This is a genomic window from Oceanobacillus sp. FSL K6-3682 (assembly GCF_037976165.1).
Classification (GTDB): domain Bacteria; phylum Bacillota; class Bacilli; order Bacillales; family Amphibacillaceae; genus Oceanobacillus; species Oceanobacillus sojae.
Genome location: NZ_CP150263.1, coordinates 3,628,488 through 3,653,749, shown reverse-complemented (window position 1 = coordinate 3,653,749; position 25,262 = coordinate 3,628,488). Strand labels below are relative to the sequence as shown.

20 protein-coding genes are annotated in these 25,262 nt (G+C 38.8%); 18 read left to right on the top strand and 2 right to left on the bottom strand.

Going from position 1 to position 25,262, the window contains the following annotated elements:
• The first annotated feature begins 17 nt into the window (after positions 1-17).
• The 18 genes from ilvA (at position 18) to MHH51_RS17925 (ending at position 22,194) form a co-directional block, all read left to right on the top strand.
• A complete protein-coding gene (gene ilvA / locus MHH51_RS18010) occupies positions 18-1,034 on the top strand; it encodes a threonine ammonia-lyase (RefSeq protein WP_156984923.1) in 1,017 nt (338 codons plus the stop codon).
• A 1,035-nt stretch (positions 1,035-2,069) separates the two neighbouring features.
• Positions 2,070-3,077: an ABC transporter ATP-binding protein gene (locus MHH51_RS18005; protein ID WP_147210596.1), complete on the top strand. Its 1,008-nt coding sequence runs from the start codon at positions 2,070-2,072 to the stop codon at positions 3,075-3,077.
• Positions 3,064-3,996 (top strand): ATP-binding cassette domain-containing protein, encoded by a 933-nt coding sequence (locus MHH51_RS18000; protein WP_147210595.1) that lies wholly within the window; start codon positions 3,064-3,066, stop codon positions 3,994-3,996. Before MHH51_RS18005 ends, MHH51_RS18000 begins: the two co-directional genes overlap by 14 nt.
• 7 nt (positions 3,997-4,003) lie before the next feature.
• A complete protein-coding gene (opp4B, locus tag MHH51_RS17995; RefSeq protein ID WP_339282781.1) occupies positions 4,004-4,966 on the top strand; it encodes an oligopeptide ABC transporter permease in 963 nt (320 codons plus the stop codon).
• Between the two features lie 28 nt (positions 4,967-4,994).
• Positions 4,995-5,891, top strand: coding sequence for an ABC transporter permease (locus tag MHH51_RS17990; RefSeq protein WP_339282780.1), 897 nt, complete (start codon positions 4,995-4,997; stop codon positions 5,889-5,891).
• A 106-nt stretch (positions 5,892-5,997) separates the two neighbouring features.
• Positions 5,998-7,842: an oligopeptide ABC transporter substrate-binding protein gene (gene opp4A / locus MHH51_RS17985; protein WP_147210592.1), complete on the top strand. Its 1,845-nt coding sequence runs from the start codon at positions 5,998-6,000 to the stop codon at positions 7,840-7,842.
• A gap of 232 nt (positions 7,843-8,074) precedes the next feature.
• Entirely contained in the window at positions 8,075-8,755 is a 681-nt protein-coding gene (gene rpiA, locus MHH51_RS17980) for a ribose-5-phosphate isomerase RpiA (protein ID WP_339282779.1), read from the top strand.
• Between the two features lie 171 nt (positions 8,756-8,926).
• Positions 8,927-10,771 carry an asparagine synthase (glutamine-hydrolyzing) gene (gene asnB / locus MHH51_RS17975; RefSeq protein WP_339282777.1) on the top strand — a complete coding sequence of 615 codons (1,845 nt, stop codon included), beginning with the start codon at positions 8,927-8,929 and terminating at the stop codon, positions 10,769-10,771.
• A gap of 288 nt (positions 10,772-11,059) precedes the next feature.
• A complete protein-coding gene (locus MHH51_RS17970) occupies positions 11,060-12,319 on the top strand; it encodes a M20/M25/M40 family metallo-hydrolase (protein WP_339282775.1) in 1,260 nt (419 codons plus the stop codon).
• Positions 12,320-12,354: 35 nt separating this feature from the next.
• Positions 12,355-13,146 (top strand): DUF3100 domain-containing protein, encoded by a 792-nt coding sequence (locus MHH51_RS17965; RefSeq protein ID WP_147210589.1) that lies wholly within the window; start codon positions 12,355-12,357, stop codon positions 13,144-13,146.
• The gene (locus tag MHH51_RS17960; RefSeq protein WP_147210588.1) at positions 13,143-13,628 is read left to right on the top strand and encodes a DUF751 domain-containing protein; all 486 of its coding nucleotides are present in this window, start codon (positions 13,143-13,145) and stop codon (positions 13,626-13,628) included. Before MHH51_RS17965 ends, MHH51_RS17960 begins: the two co-directional genes overlap by 4 nt.
• Before the next feature lie 213 nt (positions 13,629-13,841).
• Positions 13,842-15,452, top strand: coding sequence for a gamma-glutamyltransferase family protein (locus MHH51_RS17955; RefSeq protein WP_339282772.1), 1,611 nt, complete (start codon positions 13,842-13,844; stop codon positions 15,450-15,452).
• 31 nt (positions 15,453-15,483) lie between these two features.
• On the top strand, positions 15,484-16,047 hold the full coding sequence (locus tag MHH51_RS17950; protein ID WP_147210586.1) for a chromate transporter: 564 nt from the start codon (positions 15,484-15,486) through the stop codon (positions 16,045-16,047).
• A complete protein-coding gene (locus MHH51_RS17945; protein ID WP_147210585.1) occupies positions 16,044-16,571 on the top strand; it encodes a chromate transporter in 528 nt (175 codons plus the stop codon). The genes MHH51_RS17950 and MHH51_RS17945 overlap by 4 nt, the downstream gene beginning before the upstream one ends.
• Positions 16,572-16,892: 321 nt before the next feature.
• On the top strand, positions 16,893-18,323 hold the full coding sequence (locus tag MHH51_RS17940) for a PTS mannitol transporter subunit IICB (protein WP_339282769.1): 1,431 nt from the start codon (positions 16,893-16,895) through the stop codon (positions 18,321-18,323).
• A gap of 107 nt (positions 18,324-18,430) precedes the next feature.
• Complete coding sequence (locus tag MHH51_RS17935) at positions 18,431-20,536, top strand: BglG family transcription antiterminator (RefSeq protein ID WP_339282768.1); 2,106 nt, start codon at positions 18,431-18,433, stop codon at positions 20,534-20,536.
• A gap of 69 nt (positions 20,537-20,605) precedes the next feature.
• Complete coding sequence (locus MHH51_RS17930; RefSeq protein WP_339282766.1) at positions 20,606-21,046, top strand: PTS sugar transporter subunit IIA; 441 nt, start codon at positions 20,606-20,608, stop codon at positions 21,044-21,046.
• The gene (locus MHH51_RS17925; protein WP_339282764.1) at positions 21,046-22,194 is read left to right on the top strand and encodes a mannitol-1-phosphate 5-dehydrogenase; all 1,149 of its coding nucleotides are present in this window, start codon (positions 21,046-21,048) and stop codon (positions 22,192-22,194) included. Before MHH51_RS17930 ends, MHH51_RS17925 begins: the two co-directional genes overlap by 1 nt.
• A gap of 60 nt (positions 22,195-22,254) precedes the next feature.
• On the opposite strand, the gene MHH51_RS17920 is transcribed toward MHH51_RS17925, so the two are convergent.
• Both MHH51_RS17920 and MHH51_RS17915 read right to left on the bottom strand, forming a co-directional pair.
• The gene (locus MHH51_RS17920) at positions 22,255-23,040 is read right to left on the bottom strand and encodes an HAD family hydrolase (protein WP_339282762.1); all 786 of its coding nucleotides are present in this window, start codon (positions 23,038-23,040) and stop codon (positions 22,255-22,257) included.
• 132 nt (positions 23,041-23,172) lie between these two features.
• Positions 23,173-24,870, bottom strand: coding sequence for a M3 family oligoendopeptidase (locus tag MHH51_RS17915; protein ID WP_156984918.1), 1,698 nt, complete (start codon positions 24,868-24,870; stop codon positions 23,173-23,175).
• Positions 24,871-25,262 lie beyond the last annotated feature (392 nt).

The window sequence follows — 25,262 nt, the reverse complement described above, 5'->3', positions numbered from 1 at the left end:
CAGAGTATTAAAGGAGTGTGGATTCACTTGGGGATCGCTTAACTGGTGAAAAAGTATATCAAGCATGGAAGAAATTAAAGCCAATTGTTCATCAAACACCGCTGTTAACATCGCACACAACAGATGATTTGGTAGGGAAGCATGTGTATTGTAAGATGGAAAATCAGCAAAAAACCGGAGCATTTAAGTTTCGGGGCGCAAGTTATAAACTGATGCAAATGACAGATGAAGAGCTTGCAAATGGTGTTATTACAGCATCTGCCGGAAACCATGCACAAGGAGTTGCGCATGCAGCGTCAAAATTAGGTGTGAAGGCAACAATATTCATGTCAGAAGGAACACCGCTGGCTAAAGTAAATGCAACAAGAAATTATGGTGCTGACGTCATTTTGACAGGAGAAAGCTTTCAGGAGGCCTATCAGGCATCATTAGAGCATCAGCTGAAAACAGGTGCAACCTATATTCATCCATTTGATGATTATGATATTATGGCTGGACAAGGCACTATTGCAATGGAATTGCTGCGTCAGGAAGATCGCATAGACACCATTTTAGTGCCGATCGGCGGCGGCGGTTTAATTAGCGGGATTGCAGTAGCAGCCAAACATATCAACCGGAATATCCGGGTGATTGGTGTGCAGGCTGAAGGAGCTGCCGCTATTTATGACAGCTATCATACCAAGCAGGTGAAAAAGCTGACGCAAGTGGATACTATTGCAGAAGGGATTGCTGTAAAAGAACCTGGAAAGCATACATTGCCAATTATCCAAGAATATGTAGATGATATTGTAACTGTAACTGATGAGCAAATTGCTGCAGCGATTATATATATGCTTGAACGGAATAAAACATTGATGGAGGGAGCTGGAGCAGCTGCTCTGGCAGCCTTATTCGCACATCATCATCAGCTTCGTTCTAGACATTGCGGAGTCATCGTGAGTGGTGGGAACCTCGATATCGGGAACATGCAGCGAATTCAAGAGTTATCCGAAAAGTATAAACCGAAAAAAGTAAAATCGTATGTTGCTTTATAAATAACTTCATTCAATGAGGATATCCTCATTGAATGAAGTTTTATTTATTATGTTAGAAGTTTTTTTCATTTGTGGGCAGGACTCAATAAATACTTATTTTTTTATGCAAAATTGTCGTAACACTCTCATAATGAATTAGTCTTTTTGTGAAAATCTATAAAAATACTTTCTTAGATTCGGAATATAAGGGCTGAATACTAAAACCATTTTACTTTGTTTTTTTATTTTAATTCATACATAACGCATACTGTTATCCATTTTTATCCTTTTTTTAAAGCATTTTTTCCTTCCTTCAAACAGTTAATATTTGGTACTCATGACGATATATAGATAATTTTTTTGATAAAACGACACAAAATTATGAGAAGAAAATTGAAAAAATTTAAATTAATTTTTTTAGTAAATTATTGGAATAATCCCTTGATTTTAAAGGTTTTTGGTGACATAAAGGAAATTATGTATATAGCTGCCAATCTTATTTTTTGTCAAAACCTATTGATTTTAGCAAGGTTATAAACTATAATTTCAAAGTATATTAAGATTTGTTTACGATAAGTTTTCGAATTCAAATTTTTGAAATGAAATTGCAACATTTTAGAGGTAACGAAGATTAATAAAAATAGAATAGAATTTAGCCTGTTAAAGCGATAAAATTTCTTATTTATTTACGGACAATTTTCAGAAAAATTACAACAATTATATTCTTTACATATTACATATCGTCCGCAAGATAGAAAAAATCGCTTACTAGAGAAACTAAATTTATATCATAGATTACTGCTGAGAGCAGGGAAAAATATAATTTAGTAGATGAGCTGAGCCAAGCCGAGACCATGTTATGTTTGTTCAAAAAAATTTTAATTATTGATAATTAAAAATGAATGATCGTGTATGCATTTTTTTATTCAGAAATTACTCAAATTTTCGTCATCTGATTATTCGGAAATCAGAAAGGGGAGGTTTGCTGAAAATTTGAATTGCCTGAAACATACAGCATAGAGAATGAAAAAACATTTTGGTTAAGGGGGATGTAGGTTGAGTAATGAACTTTTAAAGATAAAAAACCTTTCAACATCTTTTCGTATTGGGGATGAATATTACGCAGCGGTAGATGATGTAACGCTTACCTTGAATAAAAATGAAGTATTGGGAATTGTTGGAGAGTCTGGTTCGGGAAAGAGCGCTCTGGCATTCTCGATTATGCGGCTGCATACAAGAGCAAAAATTGAAGGAGAAATCTTGTTAAATAATCAAAATATTGTCAAAATGTCGACGTCAAAATTAAATAAAATACGTGGAGACGAAATGGCGATGATTTTTCAGGATCCACTGACTGCTTTAAATCCACTTATGCCAATAGGCAGACAAATTGAAGAAAATTTATTTTTGCATAATAAAAAACTTGGCCAGCAGGGCAGGAAAAAACGTACTATTGAGCTGCTTAATTTAGTGGGAATTCCAAGACCGGAACGCGTTTATGAGCAGTTTCCACATGAATTATCAGGTGGTATGAGGCAGCGTATTATTATTGCGATCGCGATTGCGAATGATCCGGAACTATTAATTGCTGACGAACCAACTACTGCTTTGGATGTAACCATTCAGGCACAAATTCTTGACTTAGTCCGTGAACTGAAAGAAAAAATACATGCAGGGATTATTTTGATTACCCATGATTTAGGTGTTGTGGCGGAAATGGCTGACCGTGTAGCTGTTATGTATGCAGGGCAAATTGTAGAAATTGCACCTGTAGACAAACTGTTTGCAAACCCGTTGCATCCATATACAAGATCCTTATTAAATTCGGTACCGGCTGAAGGACAGGACAGGCTTCATGTAATCCAGGGTGTTGTACCTACCTTGAAGAATTTACCAAGAACAGGATGCCGTTTTGCAGAACGGATTCCTTGGATTGATGCTTCACATCATGAGGAGCATCCAGAATTACATGAAGTAGAATCCGGACATTTTGTCAGATGCACATGTTATGAGCATTTTTACTTCCCGGATAATAAGGAGGAGCAGGCAAATGGCGTTTCTTGAGGTGCAAGATTTACAAGTATACTTCCCGATAAAAGGTGGAATTTTTAATCGGACAGTGGATCATATCAAAGCTGTTGACGGTGTATCCTTTGAGATGGAACAGGGGAAAACATATGGTCTAGTCGGTGAGTCCGGCTCCGGAAAGTCAACGACAGGACGGGCGATCATTGGCTTGGAGGATATAACCTCCGGGAAGATTTTATTTGATGGAAAAGATATTACAGATAAAAAAACAAAAAATAAAGCATTCAGGAAAGATGTACAAATGATTTTTCAAGATCCCTATTCTTCTTTAAATCCGAGAAAGCGGGTACTGGATATTGTTGCAGAGCCGCTGCGGAACTTTGAAAAATTATCGAAGCAAGAAGAGAGAAAGCGTGTACAGGAGCTCTTAGACATCGTTAATGTGAGTCCTGACAGTATTTTTAAATATCCACATGAATTTTCCGGTGGGCAGAGGCAGCGTATTGGAGTTGCCAGAGCAATTGCCTTAAAACCGAAGCTGATTATAGCGGATGAGCCTGTATCTGCTTTAGATGTATCTGTACAGGCTCAAGTATTGAACTTTTTAAAGGAAATTCAAAGTGAACTCAACCTGACCTATTTATTTATCAGTCATGATTTGGGGATTGTGAAGCATATGTGCGACAATATATCGATTATGTATAAAGGAAGATATGTGGAGCAGGGAAGTACAGCAGATATTTTTGAAAATCCACAGCATATTTATACGAAACGTTTAATTGCTGCAATTCCGGATATTGATCCAAAAAATCGTGAAAAGCAATTTCATAATCGGCAAAAGGTATTGGAAGAATACACGCAATCCTATAATGATTTTTTCGATCAGGACGGATTGGCTTTCCAATTGAAATCTATTTCAGACACACATCGTGTTGCTCTGCCGCAGAAAGGTTGATGAATTTATGTGGAAATTTATAGTCAGAAGATTATTGATTACTATCCCGCAAATCATTATTTTGAGTATTATTGTGTTTATATTAGCTCAGATGATGCCCGGAGATGCTTTATCGGGACTGATTGATCCAAGTATTGATCCGGCGGCAGTCGAGCAGCAACGGGAAAGATTGGGCTTAAATAACCCTTGGTATATACAGTATGTAGACTGGGTCGGAGGTATTCTGCAAGGCGATTTTGGTCAGTCATTCCGTTTTAAAATGCCTGTTACAGAATTAATCGGCCAGCGAATGGTAAATACGGTTCTTCTATCGATTGTTACATTAATCTTTACATATTTAATTGCACTTCCATTAGGACTAATTAGCGGACGTTTTAATGATACGCTGCTTGATCAGGCTATTACTGGTTATACCTATATTGGATTTGCTACACCGCTGTTTATTTTTTCCTTATTTATGCTTTGGATTTTTGGTTATAATTTAGGCTGGTTTCCAACCAGCGGAAGTGTGGCGCCGGGTACTGAACCGGGAACTATCGCATATTGGCTAAGTAAAGTTTATCATGCGCTCTTACCAGGAATATCGATAGCTTTAATTCAAGTCGTCTCAACTGTTCAATATCTGCGGAGTGAAATTATTGATACGAAGCAAAAAGATTTTATTATAACAGCCCGTGCTAAAGGGGCAGGTGAACAGAGAGTATATAATAAACATATATTTAGAAATTCTTTATTACCAATTGCTGCATTTTTTGGCTGGGAAATTACAACGTTAATCACTGGAACGGTATTTGTGGAAAAGATATTTAGCTACCCGGGTATGGGACTTCTATTCTTAGAATCTATTACACAGCGAGATTTTAGTGTTGCAAATTCACTTGTACTGTTGTTTGGTACAGCACAAATCATGGGAGCTTTATTATCAGATATTATATTAAGTATTGTCGATCCACGAATTCGTATTAAGTAGAATCTTAATAATTTTGAGGTGATTATAGATGGAAGCAACTGACGTGAAGGAATTGGAGCAGGCCAAAACCCCTTCAGCTATAAAAGTATTATTAAAAGAATTATATCGGGATAAATTGGCACTTGTTTCCTTAATATTTTTGGTTTTAGTCGCAGCTTTTGTATACGGTCTATCCATATTTCTAGACCAGGACCAGATTGTCACGGTTGATTTATTCGCAATAAATGAGCCACCTGGTGATGACTTTATTCTAGGGACAGATTATGGTGGAAGAGATGTCTTTGGTCAATTGATTATTGGAACCAGGAATTCATTAACTATTGGTATTTTAGTTACGCTGCTTAGCGGTGTTTTTGGAATCGCCTATGGTTTGATATCCGGCTATTATGGCGGTCATGTTGATAACGTGATGATGCGTATTCTTGACTTTATGAATATTTTACCATTTTTATTTATTATTATTAGTTTTGTGGTAATTGTTCCGGATTACAATACAATAACATTTTCACTAATTATGTCTGCTTTTATGTGGATGGGGATTGCCCGGCTAATCCGGTCCAAGGCGTTACAGGAAAGGGAACTGGATTACGCGCAGGCCTCGAAAACATTGGGAACATCCAACTTTAATATTATTTTCAAACAGGTTATGCCAAATATTGTATCGTTAATTATTGTAACAATGACGTTGAATTTGGCAGCAAATATTGGTTTAGAATCCGGACTGTCTTTTTTAGGCTTTGGATTGCCGGAAAGTACACCAAGCTTAGGAACATTGATTTCTTATGCAACAAACCCGCAAACCTTAGAGCATAGATGGTGGATTTGGGTTCCGCCGGCAGTACTGATTTTAATATTGATGCTGGCTGTCCGAAATGTTGGAGAAGCATTAAAGCGTGCAGCAGACGCCCGTCAAAGAAGGGGCTAGTAATCTTTGTTACTTTCATCAATTATTCTGAATAGTTGGTGTGGAGTATAGATAGCCGGGAACTTGTAACCGGCATAATAAACAAATATAAGGGGAGGTTCAAGGTATGAAGAAAGCAAGCTTATCGAAGTTATTACTGGCAATGATGTTAATGCTTATTTTAGTATTGGCTGCTTGTAGTAGTGGATCAGATGATAACGCTGAGGGTGATGGCGGGTCAGATGATGGTACTGAAGAAGGGACAGACGAAGGTGAAGGCGGATCAGAAGATGGTATTTATTCCATTGATGATTTTCCAGCTGCTAAGACCGATGCTGGAGAGGCGATTGATGGAGGTACATTAAATTATGGTTTAGTTAACTCCTCAGTATTTGAAGGGATTTTAAACTGGAATTTTTATCAAGGTAATCCAGATGCACATGTTATCCAATTTTTTGATGAATCATTATTGAGTGCAGATGAAAACTTCACTTATACTCAAGATGGTGCAGCAACATTTGAAACAAGTGAAGATAATAGAACATTTACATTTACTATTGGTGACAATGTAAACTGGCATGATGGTGAACCTGTAACAGCAGAAGACTGGTTATACTCTTATGAAATTATTGGTCATCCAGATTATACTGGTATCCGTTATGATGCAAGTTTTCGTAACATAGAAGGAATGGATGAGTACCATTCTGGAGATGCAGATACAATTTCGGGTATTGAAGTTATTGATGATAAAACGTTAGAAATTAGCTATAAAGAGGCTTGGCCATCTTTATTAGCTGGCGGTATTTGGGCTTATGCTACACCGAAGCATATTTTTGAAGATATTCCGATTGCTGAAATGGAAGAGTCAGCTGAAGTTCGTCAAAATCCAATCGGCATGGGGCCATTTAAAGTTGAATCTGTTGTTCCTGGGGAGTCTGTAACTTATACAGCGAATGAAGATTACTGGAAGGGTGCTCCCAAACTTGACGGAGTTACATTAACTGTAGTCAGCCCAGAAACAGTTGTTCAGGCTTTAGAATCTGGTGAAATTGATATAGCTGGCGGCGGATTCCCGACAGATCAATATCCTGATGTAGAGGAATCTTTAACAAATGTTGAGTTCTTAGGAGTTATTGATAATGCATACACGTATATTGGTTTTAAATTGGGTCATTGGGATGCAGACAGCAGTGAAGTTGTAACAGATCCTGATGCAAAAATGGCTGATGTAGAGCTGAGAAGAGCAATGTGGCATGCAGTAGATAATAATGCAGTAGGGGAAAGATTCTATAATGGATTACGCTGGAATGCAACAACATTGATTGGTCCGGCATATCCAGATTTCTATAATGATGAAGTAGAAGCTCCTACGTATGATCCAGATGAAGCAAACAGAATTTTAGACGAAGCTGGTTATGAAGATGTTGATGGTGATGGCATCCGTGAAAATCCAGATGGAGAAGAATTAGTAATTAACTTTGCATCTATGGAAGGCGGAGACACTGCTGAACCAATTGCAAACTACTATATCCAGGCTTGGGAAGCAGTAGGATTAAAAGTAGAGTTATTAGATGGCCGTCTGCATGAATTTAATGCTTTCTATGATCGTGTAGAAGCGGATGATCCAGATATTGATATTTATCAAGCTGCATGGAGCACTGGTTCTGATGTAGATCCATCCGGTCTATATGGTAAAGAAGCACCGTTTAACTATTCTCGTTACTCAAGCGAAGAAAATGATCGTTTAATCGCTGAGGGTAACTCAGAAGAATCCTTTGAAGTTGAACACCGTCAAGAGGTTTATAAGGAATGGCAAGAATTAATGGTTCAAGATATTCCTGTATTCCCAACAGTTTATCGTGCTGCTCTTACGCCGGTAAACGAGCGTGTAACAGGCTATTCTGCAGCTCTAGACTGGAGTGAATGGCAAGAAGTTGGTGTTACACAGGAAGATCCAGTACTTCCTGAATAATATTCAGTAAGAAGAATGTCCTTAGGGGCATTCTTTTTTGTCAGTTAAGTATTAATCATGAGAGGAACGTAAAATTACCTGTAGATGGATACTTCACTTTATATATGTGTTTCATTGTGTAAAAGTTAAAGAACTAATAAATATCCAATAATCGTCCATTTCTAAAAACCTTCATATACGCTATAATGGATACGGATACATAAAAGAAAACTTCATTCAGGAGGAATTCATCGTGAACACACAAGATCAACTAAAAAAAGCAGTAGGTGAAAAAGCTGCATTATTAGTAGAGGACGGTATGAAAGTAGGTATAGGGTTCGGTTCAACAGTATATTGGTTTGTACGTGCTTTAGGTGAAAGAGTAAAACAGGAAGGCTTAGATATAGAAGGAATTCCATCCTCTATTCTGACAGGAGAATGGGCCAAAGAATTTGGTGTCCCTTTGACAGATTTTGCAACAACAAAGGAATTGGATATTACGATTGACGGATCAGATGAGGTAGATCCGGATTTTCAGTTAATCAAGGGCGGCGGAGCAGCTTTATTCAGGGAAAAAATTATTGCTCAGGCTGCAAAGAAGCTAGTTATTATTGTGGATGATTCAAAAATGGTAGAGCATTTAGGGGCATTTGCATTGCCGGTAGAAATTCTGCAGTTTGCCTGGGAACGTACAGCCTATGAAATAGAGAAGCTGGGCTGCACTCCAGTACTTCGATTGAAGGATGGAGAGCCACTTATCACAGACAATGGAAATTATATCGTGGATTGTTCATTTGAAAAGATAAAGGATCCTGCAGATTTAGACCGGAAATTACAATCAATTGTCGGAGTGGTGGAAACAGGGTTATTTATTGATATGGCTGACACTATTATTATTGGCGGTTCAGAAGGTATCACTATAAAAGAAAAATAGGTTATAAATAAAAGATCATCCATTTAGATGGTCTTTTTACTTTGTAGTTAGAAAGGATCAACTTTGTAATAGTATAAGTGCAGCGGTTTTCTCAAAAAATCCTCACAAACACGCCCAAAAGAGCATAGGCTAATGAGGAGCTGGATAGGTTGCCAGAGAGGATGATGAGATTTGTGTGGAATTACTGGATTTATCAGCTGGGATAAACGGGCAAGTGACGAGCGGGAAATAATAGAAAAGATGACAAATACATTATCTTTGCGCGGTCCAGATGCAACGGGTTATTGGCTGGAAGGCCATGTTGGATTCGGGCATAAACGTCTTTCTGTTATAGATTTAGAAGGCGGGAAGCAGCCAATGCTGAAAGAAACGGAACATAAGAAATACGTTATCTGTTATAATGGAGAGCTTTATAATACAGAGGAATTGCGTAAAAGCTTAATGCAGCGAGGTTATACATTTACTACATCCTCAGATACAGAGGTGCTTCTAACAAGTTATATGGAGTGGAAGGAAGACTGTGTTGATCATTTAAATGGTATTTTTGCATTTGCTATTTGGGATGATGCGTCAGAGAAGCTGTTTATTGCAAGGGACCGGTTAGGGGTGAAGCCGCTTTTTTATAGTGAGAAAGGAAAAACATTTGTATATGGCTCGGAAATAAAAGCACTCCTCGCCCATCCACAGGTTACAACAAATATCGATCGTACCGGTCTTTCTGAGGTTTTTGGCTTGGGACCGTCAAGAACGCCAGGGCATGGGCTGTTTAAAGATGTCGATGAATTAAGAGCCGGGCATGCGATGACAGTGACAAAAGCAGGGTTAAGGGTCTGGCGGTACTGGAATCTAGTAAGTAAAGAGCATAAAGATTCTCTGGAGGAGACAGCAGAAAAAGTACAGACACTGTTTATTGATTCGATAGAGAGACAGCTGGTATCAGATGTTCCTGTATCTACCTTCCTATCAGGTGGTTTAGATTCCAGTGCTATTACAGCAATAGCCGCAAACCATTACAGAGACAACGATCTAGGCGCTTTACCTACCTTCTCGCTGGATTATCAAGGAAATAAGCCGTATTTTCAAGTGAGTAAATTTCAACCCTCCAGTGACCAAGAATGGATTGAGAAAATGGTGGAGGCCTTCTCAACGGACCATCATGAAGAAATTATTACAGGAGTAGAGCTTGCTTCTTTATTGAGGGAAGCGGTAGAGGTAAGAGACCAGCCAGGTCAGGCAGATATTGATTCTTCTTTACTCTGGCTTTGCAGGAATATAAAAAAACATACAACAGTGGCATTGTCAGGAGAATGTGCAGATGAAATATTCGGCGGCTATCCCTGGTTCCATGATCCGGAAGCGGCTGGTGACAGCTTTCCATGGATACGCTCTTTAGATGGAAGAATTGATTTACTGCATGATGATTGGCAAAGTAAATTAAAGATTGAGGATTATGTGCGGGAAAGATATCAGGCAACGATAGCGGAAACACCTCGTCTGGATGGAGAAAGCAATGTTGATGCGAAGCGGAGAGAATTGTTTTATTTAAATATACAATGGTTTATGTCCCAGCTGTTGGATAGAAAAGATCGAATGAGCATGGGAGCAGGGCTGGAGGTACGTGTTCCGTATGCTGATCATCATCTTGTTGAGTATGTTTGGAATATTCCATGGGAAATGAAGATGGCGAATGGCAGGGAGAAGGGTATTTTGCGGAAGGCGATGGAAGGGATTTTGCCGCAGGAGGTGCTTTACCGGAAGAAGAGCCCTTATCCAAGAAGCTTCCAACCGGAATATACAGAGCAGGTATCTCAATGGATGCGGAAAATCTTAACAGATTCAGAAGCAAGAATTTTTGAATTTTTGAAGAAAGATAAAGTAGAAAAAATTGTGGAGAGCGCCGGGAAAGAGTTTAAAGATCCATGGTATGGTCAGTTGATGCGAGGTCCGCAATTAATCGCCCATCTCTGCCAGATTGATTATTGGCTGAGGAAATATGATATAGAGGTTAGTGAGTAGAGTAACTGTTTCAAAACAGATGAAATAGAGTGATAAAGGAAGCGTATGATGTCAAGGGGAATTTATATCTTGATATCATACTTTTTTGCTTTAAGTCCTGATGTGGTATTTTCCTAGGCTGCGATAATTCAACTTGTGAAATGCGTTATAGCAGCAGCTATTATATTTAATTTAGCAAATATCTAAAAACTTAGAAAAAGCTGTATTGACGTGAAATTTGTCGAATGGTAAGATATTATCATGCTTTAACACTTTAATAGGTTGAAAAAGGAGCGTTCAGAATCCATTATGTTTTTTAAGGAGCAGTATCAGCAGATAAAAGACTTTGCGGAGGATATTTATCATCATCCAGAGATGGGCTATAAAGAGCAGCGGACAAAAGAAAATGTTATCCGCTTTTTGAAGGAAGTTAATCCAGATGTTGAGATGGAGCATTTTAGTACTACAGGCTTCAAGACCACATTAGGTCCAGAAGATGGGGATACACATATTGCGTTTATTGCCGAGCTGGATGCAGTGTATGCTCCATCGCATATGTACGCAGATAAAGAAACAGGGGCGGCACATAATTGCGGACATTATACGCAGTTGGCAATTGCACTTGCTGTTTACCGTTATTATGTGAAAACGAATGCCAGCCAAAATTGGAAGAATAGAATAACCTTTGTCTTTGTCCCGGCGGAAGAATATTTAGATCTAGCTTATCGTGATGGCTTAATTGAACAGGGAACGATCACCCACTACGGCGGGAAGCCAGAAGCGATGAAGCTTGGTGTGTTTGATGATATTGATTTAGCTGTTTGTGTCCATGCCATTGGCGGTGAATTTGATAATAGAACAGTGAATGTGAATTGTGATTTAGCCGGTTTCCTTTATAAGAAGTATACCTTTAAAGGTAAAGCGACACATGCCGGGTTTGATCCATTTTCCAGCAAGAATGCATACAGCATGTCAACGGTTTTTAATACAGCAGTTGGTTTAATGAGACAGCAGCTGGATGAGAAGGAGCATGTGCGTATTAATCCGATTGTGATGGGATCGGATATGTCTACCAATGTTATTCCAAATGAAATTACGGTTGGAACAGATCTCCGGACCAAAACAGTCGATTATTTAAAAGAAGCAGCAGCAAAGCTGGATGATGCAGCTAGAGGAAGTGCCATTGCTTTACAAGGAGAAGTAGCAGCACATACGCAAATGGGATACCTGCCTTTTATCCAGGACAGATATCTATCAAGCTTCGTACAAGCTGTTTTTAAAGACTTTTCAGAAATTGACGAAATCGATGATGATAGTTTTATTAGCGCAGCTGGAGATATTGGTGATTTGTCCTATATGATTCCATGTATTCAAATTGGCTACAGCGGCTTTACTGGAACAATTCATGGTGATGATTTTATTGATGTAGATCCTGAATTTATCTATCGTATCTTTCCGGAATTTGTTGCGGAAGTATTAGAAAATATAGATAAAAATGTAGATAAGGAAAAATTGTACAAGCGTTCTTATTCGGAATATCTTTCTGTCATTAACCAGATTGTTGATTAAACCAACTAATTACATTTAGGAATTGAGGAATATATATGGTTAAAAACTTTGTTTATTTTTTAGTTTTTGTATTGGCGGTAATTGCAGCAGCTGAATTGATTGGGATTCAGACCTTTTCGATAGGATCCATGAATATTTCCATGCTGCCGTTAGTATTTGCAATTGCGATTGCTATGATTCTTGCTTTGCCGTTCTTAAGGAAAGGTATTCTCAAAAAGATTTATAGTAAGAAGAATGTTGATTTCGCCAGTAAATACTTAATTTTTATTATGCTGCCATTAATGGCCAGATATGGATCAGATGTGGCACCGCAGATTCGGGAAATTCTGCAGGTTGGCTGGGTATTTATCATTCAGGAAATTGGTAACCTTGGTACTGTTCTTATCGGACTGCCGATAGCAATATTAATCGGTCTGCGCCGTGAAGCAATCGGGGCAACATTAGGAATAGGAAGAGAAGGAGAGCTCGCTTATATTTCAGAAAAATATACACTGGAATCTCCTGAAGGGCGGGGAGTTATCTCGCTCTATGTTATCGGTACGTTGTTTGGAACGATGTTCTTTAGTATTTTTGCACCTATTTTACTAGATTTCGGGTTTCGGGTCGAAGCACTGGCGATGGCATCCGGGGTAGGGTCTGGAAGTATGATGAGTGCTGCATCTGCAACATTGGTTGCGAGAGTTCCAGAAATGGAGAGTACGATTTTAGCCTATGCTTCAGCCAGTCAGCTATTAACGAGTTTTATCGGGACATTTACCATGGTATTTCTCGCAGCACCATTACAGCAGTTTATGTATAAGTTTTTAGTTAGAGGTGACAAAAAATGAGCCCGACAATGCGCCGTTATGTCCGTTATGCTTTAGTACTGTTATTAAGTGTAGCATTAATTTTATTCGCACAAGAAATTAAGCTGATCAAGAATCCAGACTCTACACCAATTACATCAATGACCTTCGTTGGTTTAGGCATCCTTTGGTTATTTTCATTTATCGGTGTTATTATTGCCGATTTAATGAAATTGGTTCCTATTAAGGTCATTCGTGATTTCCCGATTTTAGGCTGGGTATCCATCACTTCTTTAAGTCTGTGTCTGGTCTCAGACTTTTTTGTCGAAGCAATTCAGGCTGTCGATTTTCTGGCAATTACAACACCGATTTTGACCGTTGCCGGAATTTCTGTAGCGAATCGCCTTGTTGATTTGCGGAAAACATCCTGGAAAGTCGCGATTGTAGCTGTATTTGTTTTTGCAGGTACTTATGTGTGCAGTGCTTTATTAGCACAGCTTGGACTTTTCCTCGCAGGTAATTAGAGTATTCCAAAAGACTTTTCCTATTAAAAAGGTAGGGAGGGTCTTTTTTTATATAATTAATAGAAGAAATGTACAGTCTGGCAAGAACACATACAGATTCAAGAACAAATATGATAGACTATAAGGATACTAGAGTAAAACATATTCCATGTTTATTTGACGGAATATACTGTTTTTCCGCAAAAAATAAAATACCTCTGAAAGGATGAGCAGATGGAGCATATACATAATAAATTTAATCCTTATGCAATTGCAAGAGAATCTGTATACGCAAGAAAAGGAATGGTGGCTACAACACAGCCTTTGGCGGCAGAAGCAGGTTTGGAAATTCTGAAAAAGGGAGGAAATGCCATTGACGCTGCTATTGCGACAGCTGCTTCTTTAACAGTTGTAGAGCCCACTTCAAACGGAATTGGCGGAGATGCCTTTGCACTTGTATGGACAAAAGGGAAATTACATGGATTAAATGGCAGCGGAAGATCCCCGGAGAGTATTTCTATAGAAGCAGTAAAAGAAAAAGGACATGATGCAATTCCAAAATTCGGATGGATTCCTGTTACGGTTCCTGGTATACCAAAAGCATGGGCTGAATTATCCGAACGTTTCGGCAAGTTATCATTAAAAGAAACACTGCAGCCGGCTATTCGTTATGCCCGTGAAGGATTTCCGGTTTCACCGATACTGGCCCGCTTTTGGAAAAGGGCATATCAGATGTATAAAAAGGAAGAAGGACATGATTTTACAGCCTGGTTTGAAACCTTTGCGCCAAATGGCAGACCTCCAAAAGTAGGAGAGATCTGGAAATCAGCCGACCATGCGGCAACGCTGGAAGAAATTGCAGAAACCGGTGCAAGGTCATTTTATGAAGGAGAGCTGGCTGAAAAAATAGCACAAGCTTCTAAAGAAGCGGGTGGATTTTTAACGAAGTCAGATTTAGAAAAATGCGAAACAGAATGGGTGGAGCCGATAAAAGTAAATTACCGTGGCTATGATATATGGGAGATTCCTCCAAATGGGCAGGGGATTATTGCGCTGGAGGCATTGAATATTTTACAAGGATTTGAATTTACAACAAAAGAATCAGTAGATACATATCATAAGCAAATGGAAGCGATCAAACTGGCCTTTGAAGATGGGAAGCAGCATATCACTGAGGAAGCGAAGATGCGTTATACAACAAAGCAGCTGTTGAGCGGGCAATATACAGCTCAGAGAAGAGCGCTTATTGGTGAAGAAGCGATTCTTCCTGAAGCGGGCGAGCCTTCAGGCAGTGGAACAGTCTATTTAGCCACAGCGGATGAGGAAGGAAATATGGTCTCCTTTATCCAAAGTAATTATATGGGCTTCGGTTCAGGCATTGTTGTTCCCGGTACAGGCATTGCCATGCAAAATCGAGGCTTTGATTTCTCGATGGATGAGAATCATATCAATGTACTGGCAGGAGGTAAAAAAACGTATCATACGATTATTCCCGGCTTCGTTACAAAGAATAATGAAGGGGTTGGTCCATTTGGTGTGATGGGAGGATTTATGCAGCCGCAGGGTCATATGCAGGTTATTATGAATACCATCGATTTTGGACTTCATCCGCAAGCCGCTTTAGATGCACCAAGATGGCAATGGATGAAGGAGAAAAAGATAGAGGTTGAGAACCGGTTTTCATATACAATTGCTCAAGAATTGCGGCAAAAAGGGCATGATATCCAAATACAGCTGGAGCCGAACAGCTTTGGACGCGGACAAATTATCTGGCGTGATCCGAAAACAGGCGTGCTTGCCGGAGGGACAGAGTCACGGGCAGATGGTCATATTGCTGTATGGTAGATGAAAAAAGATGTAGAGAAGGGTTATATTCATGAAAAAGCAATGGGATATTTTTATTGCATTCTTCCGGGTGGGAATGCTGGGCTTCGGTGGCGGACCTGCCTCCATTCCATTAATGCGGAAGGAAGCTGTAGAAAAATATAAATGGATGGATGAGGACGAATTTATTGATATGCTGTCGATCAGCAATACTTTGCCGGGGCCAATAGCTACAAAACTGGCAGGCTATATCGGTTATCGCGTATCAGGCTGGATTGGTATGCTGAATGCGTTAATTGCTTCTGTTATTCCAACCGTTTTATTGATTATAATTTTATTAAGAACCTTATCGGAGGTTCGTGAATTTGATTGGGTCAAAGGTATGACAGCTGCTGTTGTGGCTGTGGTCGGTATGATGATGGCAGTCCTTACCTGGCAATTTTTATATAAAGCCGGGAAGGGACTGGGCTGGTTGACGGCTTCAATTATGCTTGCTGTTATTTTTATTGTTTTAAATATCCTGCATATTCATCCGGGAATCGTGATTGGCATTCTCTTAATTATTGCATTTGCTCTTCCAGTAAAGAAGAAAGAGGAGGAGGGTGAACGCTCATGATTTTTTGGGATATTTTTGTTGCCTTCTTTCTTCCTGGTATTCTTGGATATGGTGGCGGACCAGCGTCTATATCCTTAGTAGAGAATGAAGTTGTACGTAATTATGGATGGATGTCTGTGCAGGAGTTTGGGGAAGTACTGGCATTTGCTAATTCCTTACCGGGACCAATTGCGACGAAAATGGCAGGATATGTCGGTTATGAACTGGGCGGTGTGCTGGGTTCCTTTATCGGAATTTTTGCTACGGTTGCTCCTTCTTTAATTTTAATGATTGTACTAGGAGGAATTTTACTTAAATATAAAAAGTCCAAACGTGTGCATAGACTGACTGTGTTTGTACAGCCTGTCATTGCTGTACTGCTGGGAGTGATTGCCTGGAATTTTTGGACGGAAGCGTATGTGAGTATTGGTTTATTGCAGACTGCAATAATTGTTCTGCTCAGTTTTTACCTGATAGAGGTCAAGCAGGTGCATCCGGCCTTTGTAATTGCTGGAGCAATGCTGTACGGGGGCTTTTTTCTGTGAAATGAATGAAAAAATAATACAGATAATTAAATAAAGACATTCTGTTGGAGAAGAAGATGCTTCTTTATCTGACAGATGTCTTTTTACATTGATAAATAACATTTTTCACTTTAATTTCATGATAGTAAGGTATGAAAAAAATAAATTTATGAAAGCGTTAGGGCTGATTATTCCGCATCCGGAAAAGATTCTAAAAAGCTAATAGTATTTTGGCAACAAGCACGTGACAAAGTTACATTTTGATTAGGTTGTTTTCCCTATATAACAGAGAATAAAATAAAGATAAGAAAACAATCTAAAAAAATGAAAGGGGTTAACAACATGTCAACACAAAATAGCGGTATACGTGCAAAGGTACAAAAGTTTGGCAGCAACCTCAGTGGAATGATTATGCCAAATATTGGTGCATTTATTGCCTGGGGAATTATTACTGCATTATTTATTCCGGATGGCTGGATTCCTAATGAAAATATGGCATCATTAGTTGATCCAATGATTAAATATTTATTGCCATTATTGATTGGTTTTACAGGTGGTCGTATGATCTATGGTATCCGTGGAGGAGTTGTCGGTGCCACAGCAACAATGGGGGTCATTGTCGGAGCAGAGCAGCCGATGTTCCTTGGAGCAATGATAATGGGGCCATTAGCGGGTTACCTGATGAAAAAAATTGATGATTTATTCCAGGCGAAGATTCGTCAAGGCTTTGAGATGCTTTATAATAACTTCTCAGCCGGAATTCTTGCAGCTATTCTTGCAATGATTGCTGTAGTAGGAATTGGGCCATTAGTATCCAGCTTTTCAAATGCTTTAGCACGAGGTGTAGAAGCAATTATCAGTGCAGGGTTATTACCACTGGCCAGCATTATTCTTGAACCTGCTAAGGCATTATTTTTAAATAATGCAATTAACCATGGAATTCTGACACCACTTGGTGCAGATCAAGCAGTAGAAGCAGGAAAATCTATATTATTTCTAGTCGAAGCGAATCCAGGGCCAGGTCTGGGAATCTTACTTGCCTTCGCAATCTTTGGAAAAGGTGTTTCAAAAGCATCCGCACCAGGAGCAATAATTATTCAATTTCTAGGTGGTATTCATGAAATTTATTTCCCTTATATCTTAATGAAGCCTACATTAATTATTGCAGCAATTTTCGGTGGAATGTCTGGAATCTTTACCCTACAATTATTTGATGCAGGGCTGAGAGCAGCTGCTTCACCAGGAAGTATTTTCGCTGTCTTAGCAATGACTCCAGCTAATAGTTATGTAGGAGTTATTTTAAGTGTTATTATCGCAGCAGCAGTGTCCTTTGCGATTGCGTCCTTTATCCTGAAGACCTCCAAAGGCGGAGAAGAGGACCTTACTGCTTCCACTGAAAAAATGGAAGCTATGAAAGGGAAGAAGAGCAGTGTCAGCAGTTCATTGACAGGGGATAAAGAAGAGGATAATGGAGAAACTCCTGTTAAGGAGACAGCAGAAGTGAACAAAATTATCTTTGCCTGTGATGCCGGCATGGGTTCCAGTGCAATGGGAGCTTCCCTGTTAAAGAATAAATTCAAGAAGAGCGGAATTGACATTGATGTAACGAATAAAGCAATTAATGAAATTCCGGAAGATGCTGATATTATTATTACACAAAAAACGCTGACAGACCGCGCTAAGGCAAAACGTCCGGACGCAGAGCATATCTCTGTAGATAATTTCTTAAACAGTCCGCGTTATGATGAACTGGTGGAGCGGTTAAAAGACTAATACATCTGAAACAGTTATAATATGATAATAGCCTTCTCTTTTCAAGTGTCATTTTGGTTGGACTTTTGACATCCTATAAGAGAGGGCTATTGGCAGAAGGGAGGTGAATGGGGATGTACCTTACCAGTCGTGAACGGAATATCCTCACCTTTTTATTAGCATCTGAAGAAGAAAAAACAGTAAAGCAAGTAGCTGATAAACTGAATGTCAGTACCAGAACCATTCACCGTGAGTTAAAGAGACTGGAAGATGTATTAGCAACGTATCAGCTGATATTTCATAAGAAATCAGGTTCAGGTATAACGATTTATGGGGACGTGCAAAAGAAGCAGCAGTTAAGAGATAAGGTTGCACAAATGGATGGAGTGGAATTATCCAAAGAGGAAAGACAGTCTATTTTATTAAATACGTTAATACAGGTCCATGAACCAATTAAATTATTTACTCTGTCCAGTGAATTAAATGTGACTATTGCAACCATTTCACAGGATTTGGACGATATGGAAGAGCGTATGAAAGCTTTTGACCTGAAGCTTGTCCGTAAAAAAGGATATGGCGTAGAGGTTCAGGGCAGTGAGGTAAAAAAACGGGCGATATTGAGTAATTTAATCTCCCGGCATATTGATTTATTTGAATTTGTAGAGAAAATAAAAACAAAAACAAAAGAAGAAAAAGCAAAGGGAGAAACAATTTCTGACCGTTTACTAGGTCTTGTTGATCCGAAGAAATTAGAAATAATAGAAGAACAGGTCCAGGAAATTGGCAGGGAGCTTCCTTATCATCTGGCTGACAGTGCTTATGTCGGACTTGTTGTTCATTTAGCACTAGCTATTGAAAGACTGCAAAAAGGCGATACCATACATTTCGATGAAGTGTATAAACAGGAGATTCAGGGTAAACAGGAGTATCAGATTGCTGCCAAGCTGATTGAGAGGCTTAGTGAAGCATTTTCAATAGATATCCCAGAGGATGAGATTGGCTATATTACGATGCATTTAATGGGGGCAAAGCTCAGAGAAAATCAATCCTATCTGCTGGAAGAGACAAGTTTAGATCTGGCACATCGCGCAAAAGAGCTTATTCGCAAAGTGGGAGAACAGCTGCATATTGATTTATCGGGGAATAACCGCTTTTTAAATGATTTAACAACACATTTAAAACCGGCTATTTACCGTATCAAGCAGCAAATGAATATTCATAATCCGATGCTGGCAGAAATTAAGCGGGATTATCTGGAGCTGTTTGAAGTAATTGAGGAGTGTGTCATCTCCGTGTTTCCGGATTTAAAAATTCCTGACGAAGAAATTGCTTATATCGTATTGCATTTTGCAGCTACTCTGCTTCAGACAGAGCATCATAAGGATGTTCGTGTACTTGTTATTTGTTCAACAGGAATTGGTACTTCAAAAATGCTTGCCTCCAAATTGGAGCGTAAATTTCCAGAAATAGAGATAGCGAAGCATCAATCTATTTTTGATTTGAATCAGGCAGAGCTTTTAGAATACGATGTAATTGTTTCAACCGTTCTTTTAGAGGACCTTGGTCAGAGCTATGTGCATATTTCACCGATGCTGACAGATAACGAGGCAGCAAAAGTCAAAACAGCTCTAAGAAAAGCTGCTTTGACAGGAAGGCCGAAGCCATCTGTTAAAACGAATAAGATTATGGAGGGGGATTTTCTAGTTAACCTTCAAGAAATGCATCGTTATTCTGATGTGATTTTACGGGTCTTAAATCAATTTAAATTATTTCATCTGAAGGATAATAACACAGCCTTTTTAGAATTAATTTGTAATCAATTACAGCATTACGGTATCATTGAAGATAAGCATATGCTGCATGAAAAGCTTATTAGGCGGGAAGAGCAGGGCGGACTGGGGATTCCAGGTTCACAGCTTGCTTTATTTCATACAAGATCAGATACTGTCAACGGCCCGGGTTTCTTTATTTTTCAATTACCAAATAAAACAGAGTTATTAGGAATGGACGGTGTAAAAATGGAAGTGTCACGCATTTTAATGATGCTTGCCCCAACGTCCACACATAAAGAAGCATTAGATATCTTAAGCTATCTCAGCGGATTAATCGTCCAGGATGATCATTATGTACAGCTGCTTCAGGAAGCAGAAGAAAAAGAAATCAGTCAATTTTTAACAAACCAGTTTCAACTATTTATTCAGGAAAAATTTTATCATGCGGAAAACCGTTCATAAAACGGTAATTCAGATATGAAACAGTAAAAAAAGATACTACATCCAAGTTTTACAAAGGAGTGCATATCCATGGCAAAAGAAATTTTAAGCACAGAGAATATTGAATTAGGTGTACAAGTCTCGTCTAAGGAGGAAGCAGTTCGTTATGTCGGCGGTATTTTATTAAATAATGGCTATGTGAAAGAAAATTATATTGATAAAATGCTGGAGCGTGAAGAAATTGCAACGACCTTTATGGGGAATTCTCTAGCAATTCCGCACGGTACAGAAGATGCGAAAAAAGAGGTTTTAGCAACAGGACTTTCCGTTGTAACTGTTCCAGATGGTGTTGACTTTGGCGATGGAAACATTGTGAAGCTTTTGATCGGTATTGCTGGAAAAGGAGATGAGCATTTAGAAATCCTTTCGCAAATTGCTATTATTTGCTCGGAAGAAGAGAATGTAGAGAAATTGATACAAGCATCCTCCAAGGAGGAAATCATTACACTCCTTAATGAGGTGAATGAATAATGAAGGCAGTTCATTTTGGAGCCGGAAATATTGGCAGAGGCTTTATTGGGCTTTTACTGGATCAGTCCGGATATGATGTTACCTTTGTAGATGTTAATGATGAGGTAATCACAGCAATTAATCAGGATAAATCCTATCAGGTTCATTTTGCTGATGATACAAGTGAATCCAGTACTGTTCAGCATATCTCAGGTATAAATAGTATGAAAGATCCTAAAGCTGTGACGAATGCAATTATCGAAGCTGACATTGTCACAACAGCAGTCGGTCCGAATATCCTGCCAATTATCGCCAAGGCTATTGCAGAAGGGCTTGCTGAAAGAATAGATATCCAGCGGAAGCCGCTTGCGATTATTGCCTGTGAAAATATGATTGGCGGGAGTACGTTATTAAAGGAATATGTCTATCAGGAGATTGATGAAGTGGACAGGGAAGGCTTCGATGATTTATTTAGCTTCCCGGATGCTGCTGTAGATAGAATTGTACCGAATCAAACGAATGAGAATCTACTGGATGTTACGGTAGAACCCTATTTTGAATGGGTTGTAGAAAAAGCATTTATTCAAGGTGAATTGCCTGAAATTAAAGGAATTACCTATGTGGATGAACTCGGGCCATATATTGAGAGAAAACTGTTCACTGTAAATACCGGCCATGCGGCAACAGCCTATTTAGGGAGCTATCATGGGTATAAAACCATTTTTGAAGCTTTACAGGATGAAACGATTCTTGATATGTTAAATGGAGCTTTACAGGAATCTGGTCAGGCTTTAATAGAGGCGTACGGATTTGATGTAAAAACACATGAAGCTTATATTCAAAAAATCATCGGCAGATTCCAGAACCCGCACATTTCTGATGAGGTAAATCGAGTTGCTAGAGGGCCGCTTCGCAAGCTGGGCCCGAAAGACCGTTTTGTAAGACCGGCGAGCATGTATTTGGAGTTTACCTCTGCTGCTCCAAAATATCTGTCTAAAGCAATGGCAGCAGCTTTGCTATTTCATAATCCAGCAGATGAAGAAGCTGTCCAGCTTCAGAAAATGATTCAGGAAAAAGGGGTAAAGGCAGCTTTTACTGAGGTGAGCGGCTTAGAGCAGGATTATCCTATTACGCAGGCTGTTATATTAGAATATGAAAAAATGAACTGAGCATATGTATAAAAAAGATGGAAAAGCTGACAAAGCTTTTCCATCTTTTTTAAGTGTCTATTATTTCACCAGACCCAGCTTTTTCAAGCCATTAAAAATACCTGATTCTGTAACAGGTGTTGTTTGAAAATCTGCATATTCAACTAGTCTTGGATCTGCATTTCCCATTGCAATACCAGTGCCGACAAACTTGAGCATTTCTCTGTCATTCATCCCGTCTCCGAAAGCAATTACTTCAGAGGGAGAGATATCCAGGTGATTCAGCATTTGCGCAATAGCTACTCCTTTATTGACAGAGGCACGCAGTACATCATAAGATTCACTGGCATGCTCTACATTTACTTTAGTGAGATGAAAATCGTCTGTGACTTCAAAATCTTTTATCTGATCAGCAGAAACATTAATTGCGGAGGCAGAAATAATTTTATCAGCAACCTCTGCAGTGAATAGTTTATTTTGATACAGCTGGAATACTCTATTAAAACTCTCAACATGTGGACTTGTTAATGAAGTAAAGTAATTATTTTCTGTCGTGTAGAGGACAAGCTCGCTTTCACTCTGACCGGCAACGGATACCATTTTTTCAACATCTTCCTTATTCATTGGTGCGTTAAAAATAACATCTCCCTGGTAAAGGGCGTAGGCGCCGTTATAGGTAATAGAGGATGTGATTCCAAAATCAGCAGTTAAATTTTGAATATCAACGAATGGTCTGCCTGTACATAAAAAAACTTCCAAACCTGCTTCTTTTACTTGTTCAATCGCTTCCAGGGTGGATGGTGCGTAGGTATGGTCGGGCTGCAAAATAGTTCCATCAATATCTAAAAAAAGTGCTCGATAGGTCATTATAATCTCCTTTTCATCTTAAAACTATGATTATTTTATCATAATGTTAAAGGAATGCCTAGTAGTCAGCGGTTAGTACTAATAAAAAAGTGAGATGCCGATTTTCATCAGCATCTCACCATATATTTACCATTACAATGCCTGATCATCAATGTTATCAAGCCAATCTTCAATGAATGAAACAGCATCTTCAACCGTTCCTTCTTCAAACGGAGATTTCAGATCAGCCGATTGAACAAGCTCTAAAAACGGCTTGGAACCGCCTAATTTACATAGGTCGATATAGTCCTGCCAAGCTTTTCCGCGATTTTCCTGTGATTTCTTTAAGAATTGAAATGCACAAACTTGAGCGAGTGTATAGTCAATATAATAAAATGGATCCTCATAGATATGCCCTTGCTTTTGCCAGAACGCTCCTGATTCTAAGCTTTCAATGCCATCATAATCCCGATGCGGCAGATATTTCTTTTCTAAATTACGCCAAGCCTGGTTACGTTCTTCTGGCGTCCAGTCAGGATTTTCGTATACGAGATGCTGAAACTCATCTACAGCAACACCGTATGGAAGAAACTGAATAGCATCAGATATATGCGCATATTTATACTTTTCTACTTCCTCTTTAAAGAAATTTTCCATCCATGGATATGCGAAGAATTCCATACTCATGGAGTGAATTTCAGCAGATTCACTTGTCGGGAAGTAATACTCCGGTACAGAAAAATGGCGGCTGGAATAAACTTGAAAAGCATGTCCCGCTTCATGTGTCAACACATCAATATCTCCGGACGTTCCATTGAAATTAGAGAAAATAAATGGAGACTGATAGTCTTCTATATAGGTGCAATAACCGCCACTTTCTTTGCCTTTCTTTGCCTCTAAATCAAGCAGCTCACGGTCCAGCATATACTGGAAGAATTCGCTGGTTTCTTCCGATAATTCATCATACATTTGCTTGCCGTTTTCGATAATCCATTCCGGTGTGCCCTTCGGAGTAGCATTGCCAGAGGAAAAAGCAAAGGATTCATCATAGAATTTCAGAGAATCTACACCAATTCGTTTTGCCTGTTTTTCATAAAGCTTTGTTGCAATTGGTACAATAACTTCTTCTACCTGCCTGCGGAAGCGCTTGACCATTTCAGCATTATAATCAATACGCTGCATACGAAGGTAGCCAACCTCGACAAAGTTTTTATAGCCCAGCTTCTCAGCTATTTGCTGGCGTGTTTTTACTAAATCATCATAGATTGAATCCAGCTTTTCTTTATTCTCAGCGAAAAAGCTTTGACGAGCCTCCAGTGCTTCTTTACGAGTTTCACGGTCTGGGTCCTCTGAAAAAGGTCCAAGCTGTGCCAATGTATAAGATTCCCCTCTGAAGTTAATATCTGCAGATGCAATCAATTTTGAGTAAGCAGATGTCAGCTTATTTTCTGCCTGCAGCAGAGGAATGATTTCTTTTGAGAAAGCCTTTATTTGGCATTCCGCCAAATCGAATAATTGTGAACCATATTTGTCCCGGAGCTGTCCTTCAAAAGGAGATTTCAGGAGCTCTTTATAAAAAGCTGTAGCTAACTCCTGGATTTCCGGTAAATGTTCATCAAAAAAATCTCTTTCGTTGTGATAAAATTCATCACGTGTATCAATGGAAGCACGAATAAATACAAGATTATACATTGTTGAAAGATGATTTCTAATAGCATTAAGTTCATCAATAGCATTAATTGCTGCATCGAGGGAAGCGGCATTTTGAAACTGCTCCAGCTTTTGATAAAAATCCTCTTTTACTTTCGGAATATTCGGTCGTTCATAAGTATAATTTGCGAACGTTTGCATTTGTACTCCTCCTTATATTTATATTGAAGAAATAGAACATATCTTTTTAATTATACCTCTATTTGGAAAAAATGTATGCTTTTTTTAGATGAAAAGTGACAGCCTGAAGGAAAATACTAAATTCTATAATCAGCAAGAAAAAAATCTGTAACAGATAATAAAGTCTTATTGAATCTTATCTATTAATTTCTCCATTTCTTGAGCAAGGATTGACAGATGAAGAAAAATTCGGTAAAGTTGCTTTATCAATGAAAAGCGAGTGATTAGTATGCGGCGAGGTATTTCTTTATAAGTAAACTAAAAAAACATGGATTTTAATGTTTATTTGGTGTGCTTTTATAGAAATACTCTTGAACTCTGTGAAGAAGGACTGATCAAAGACTTCTATGGTA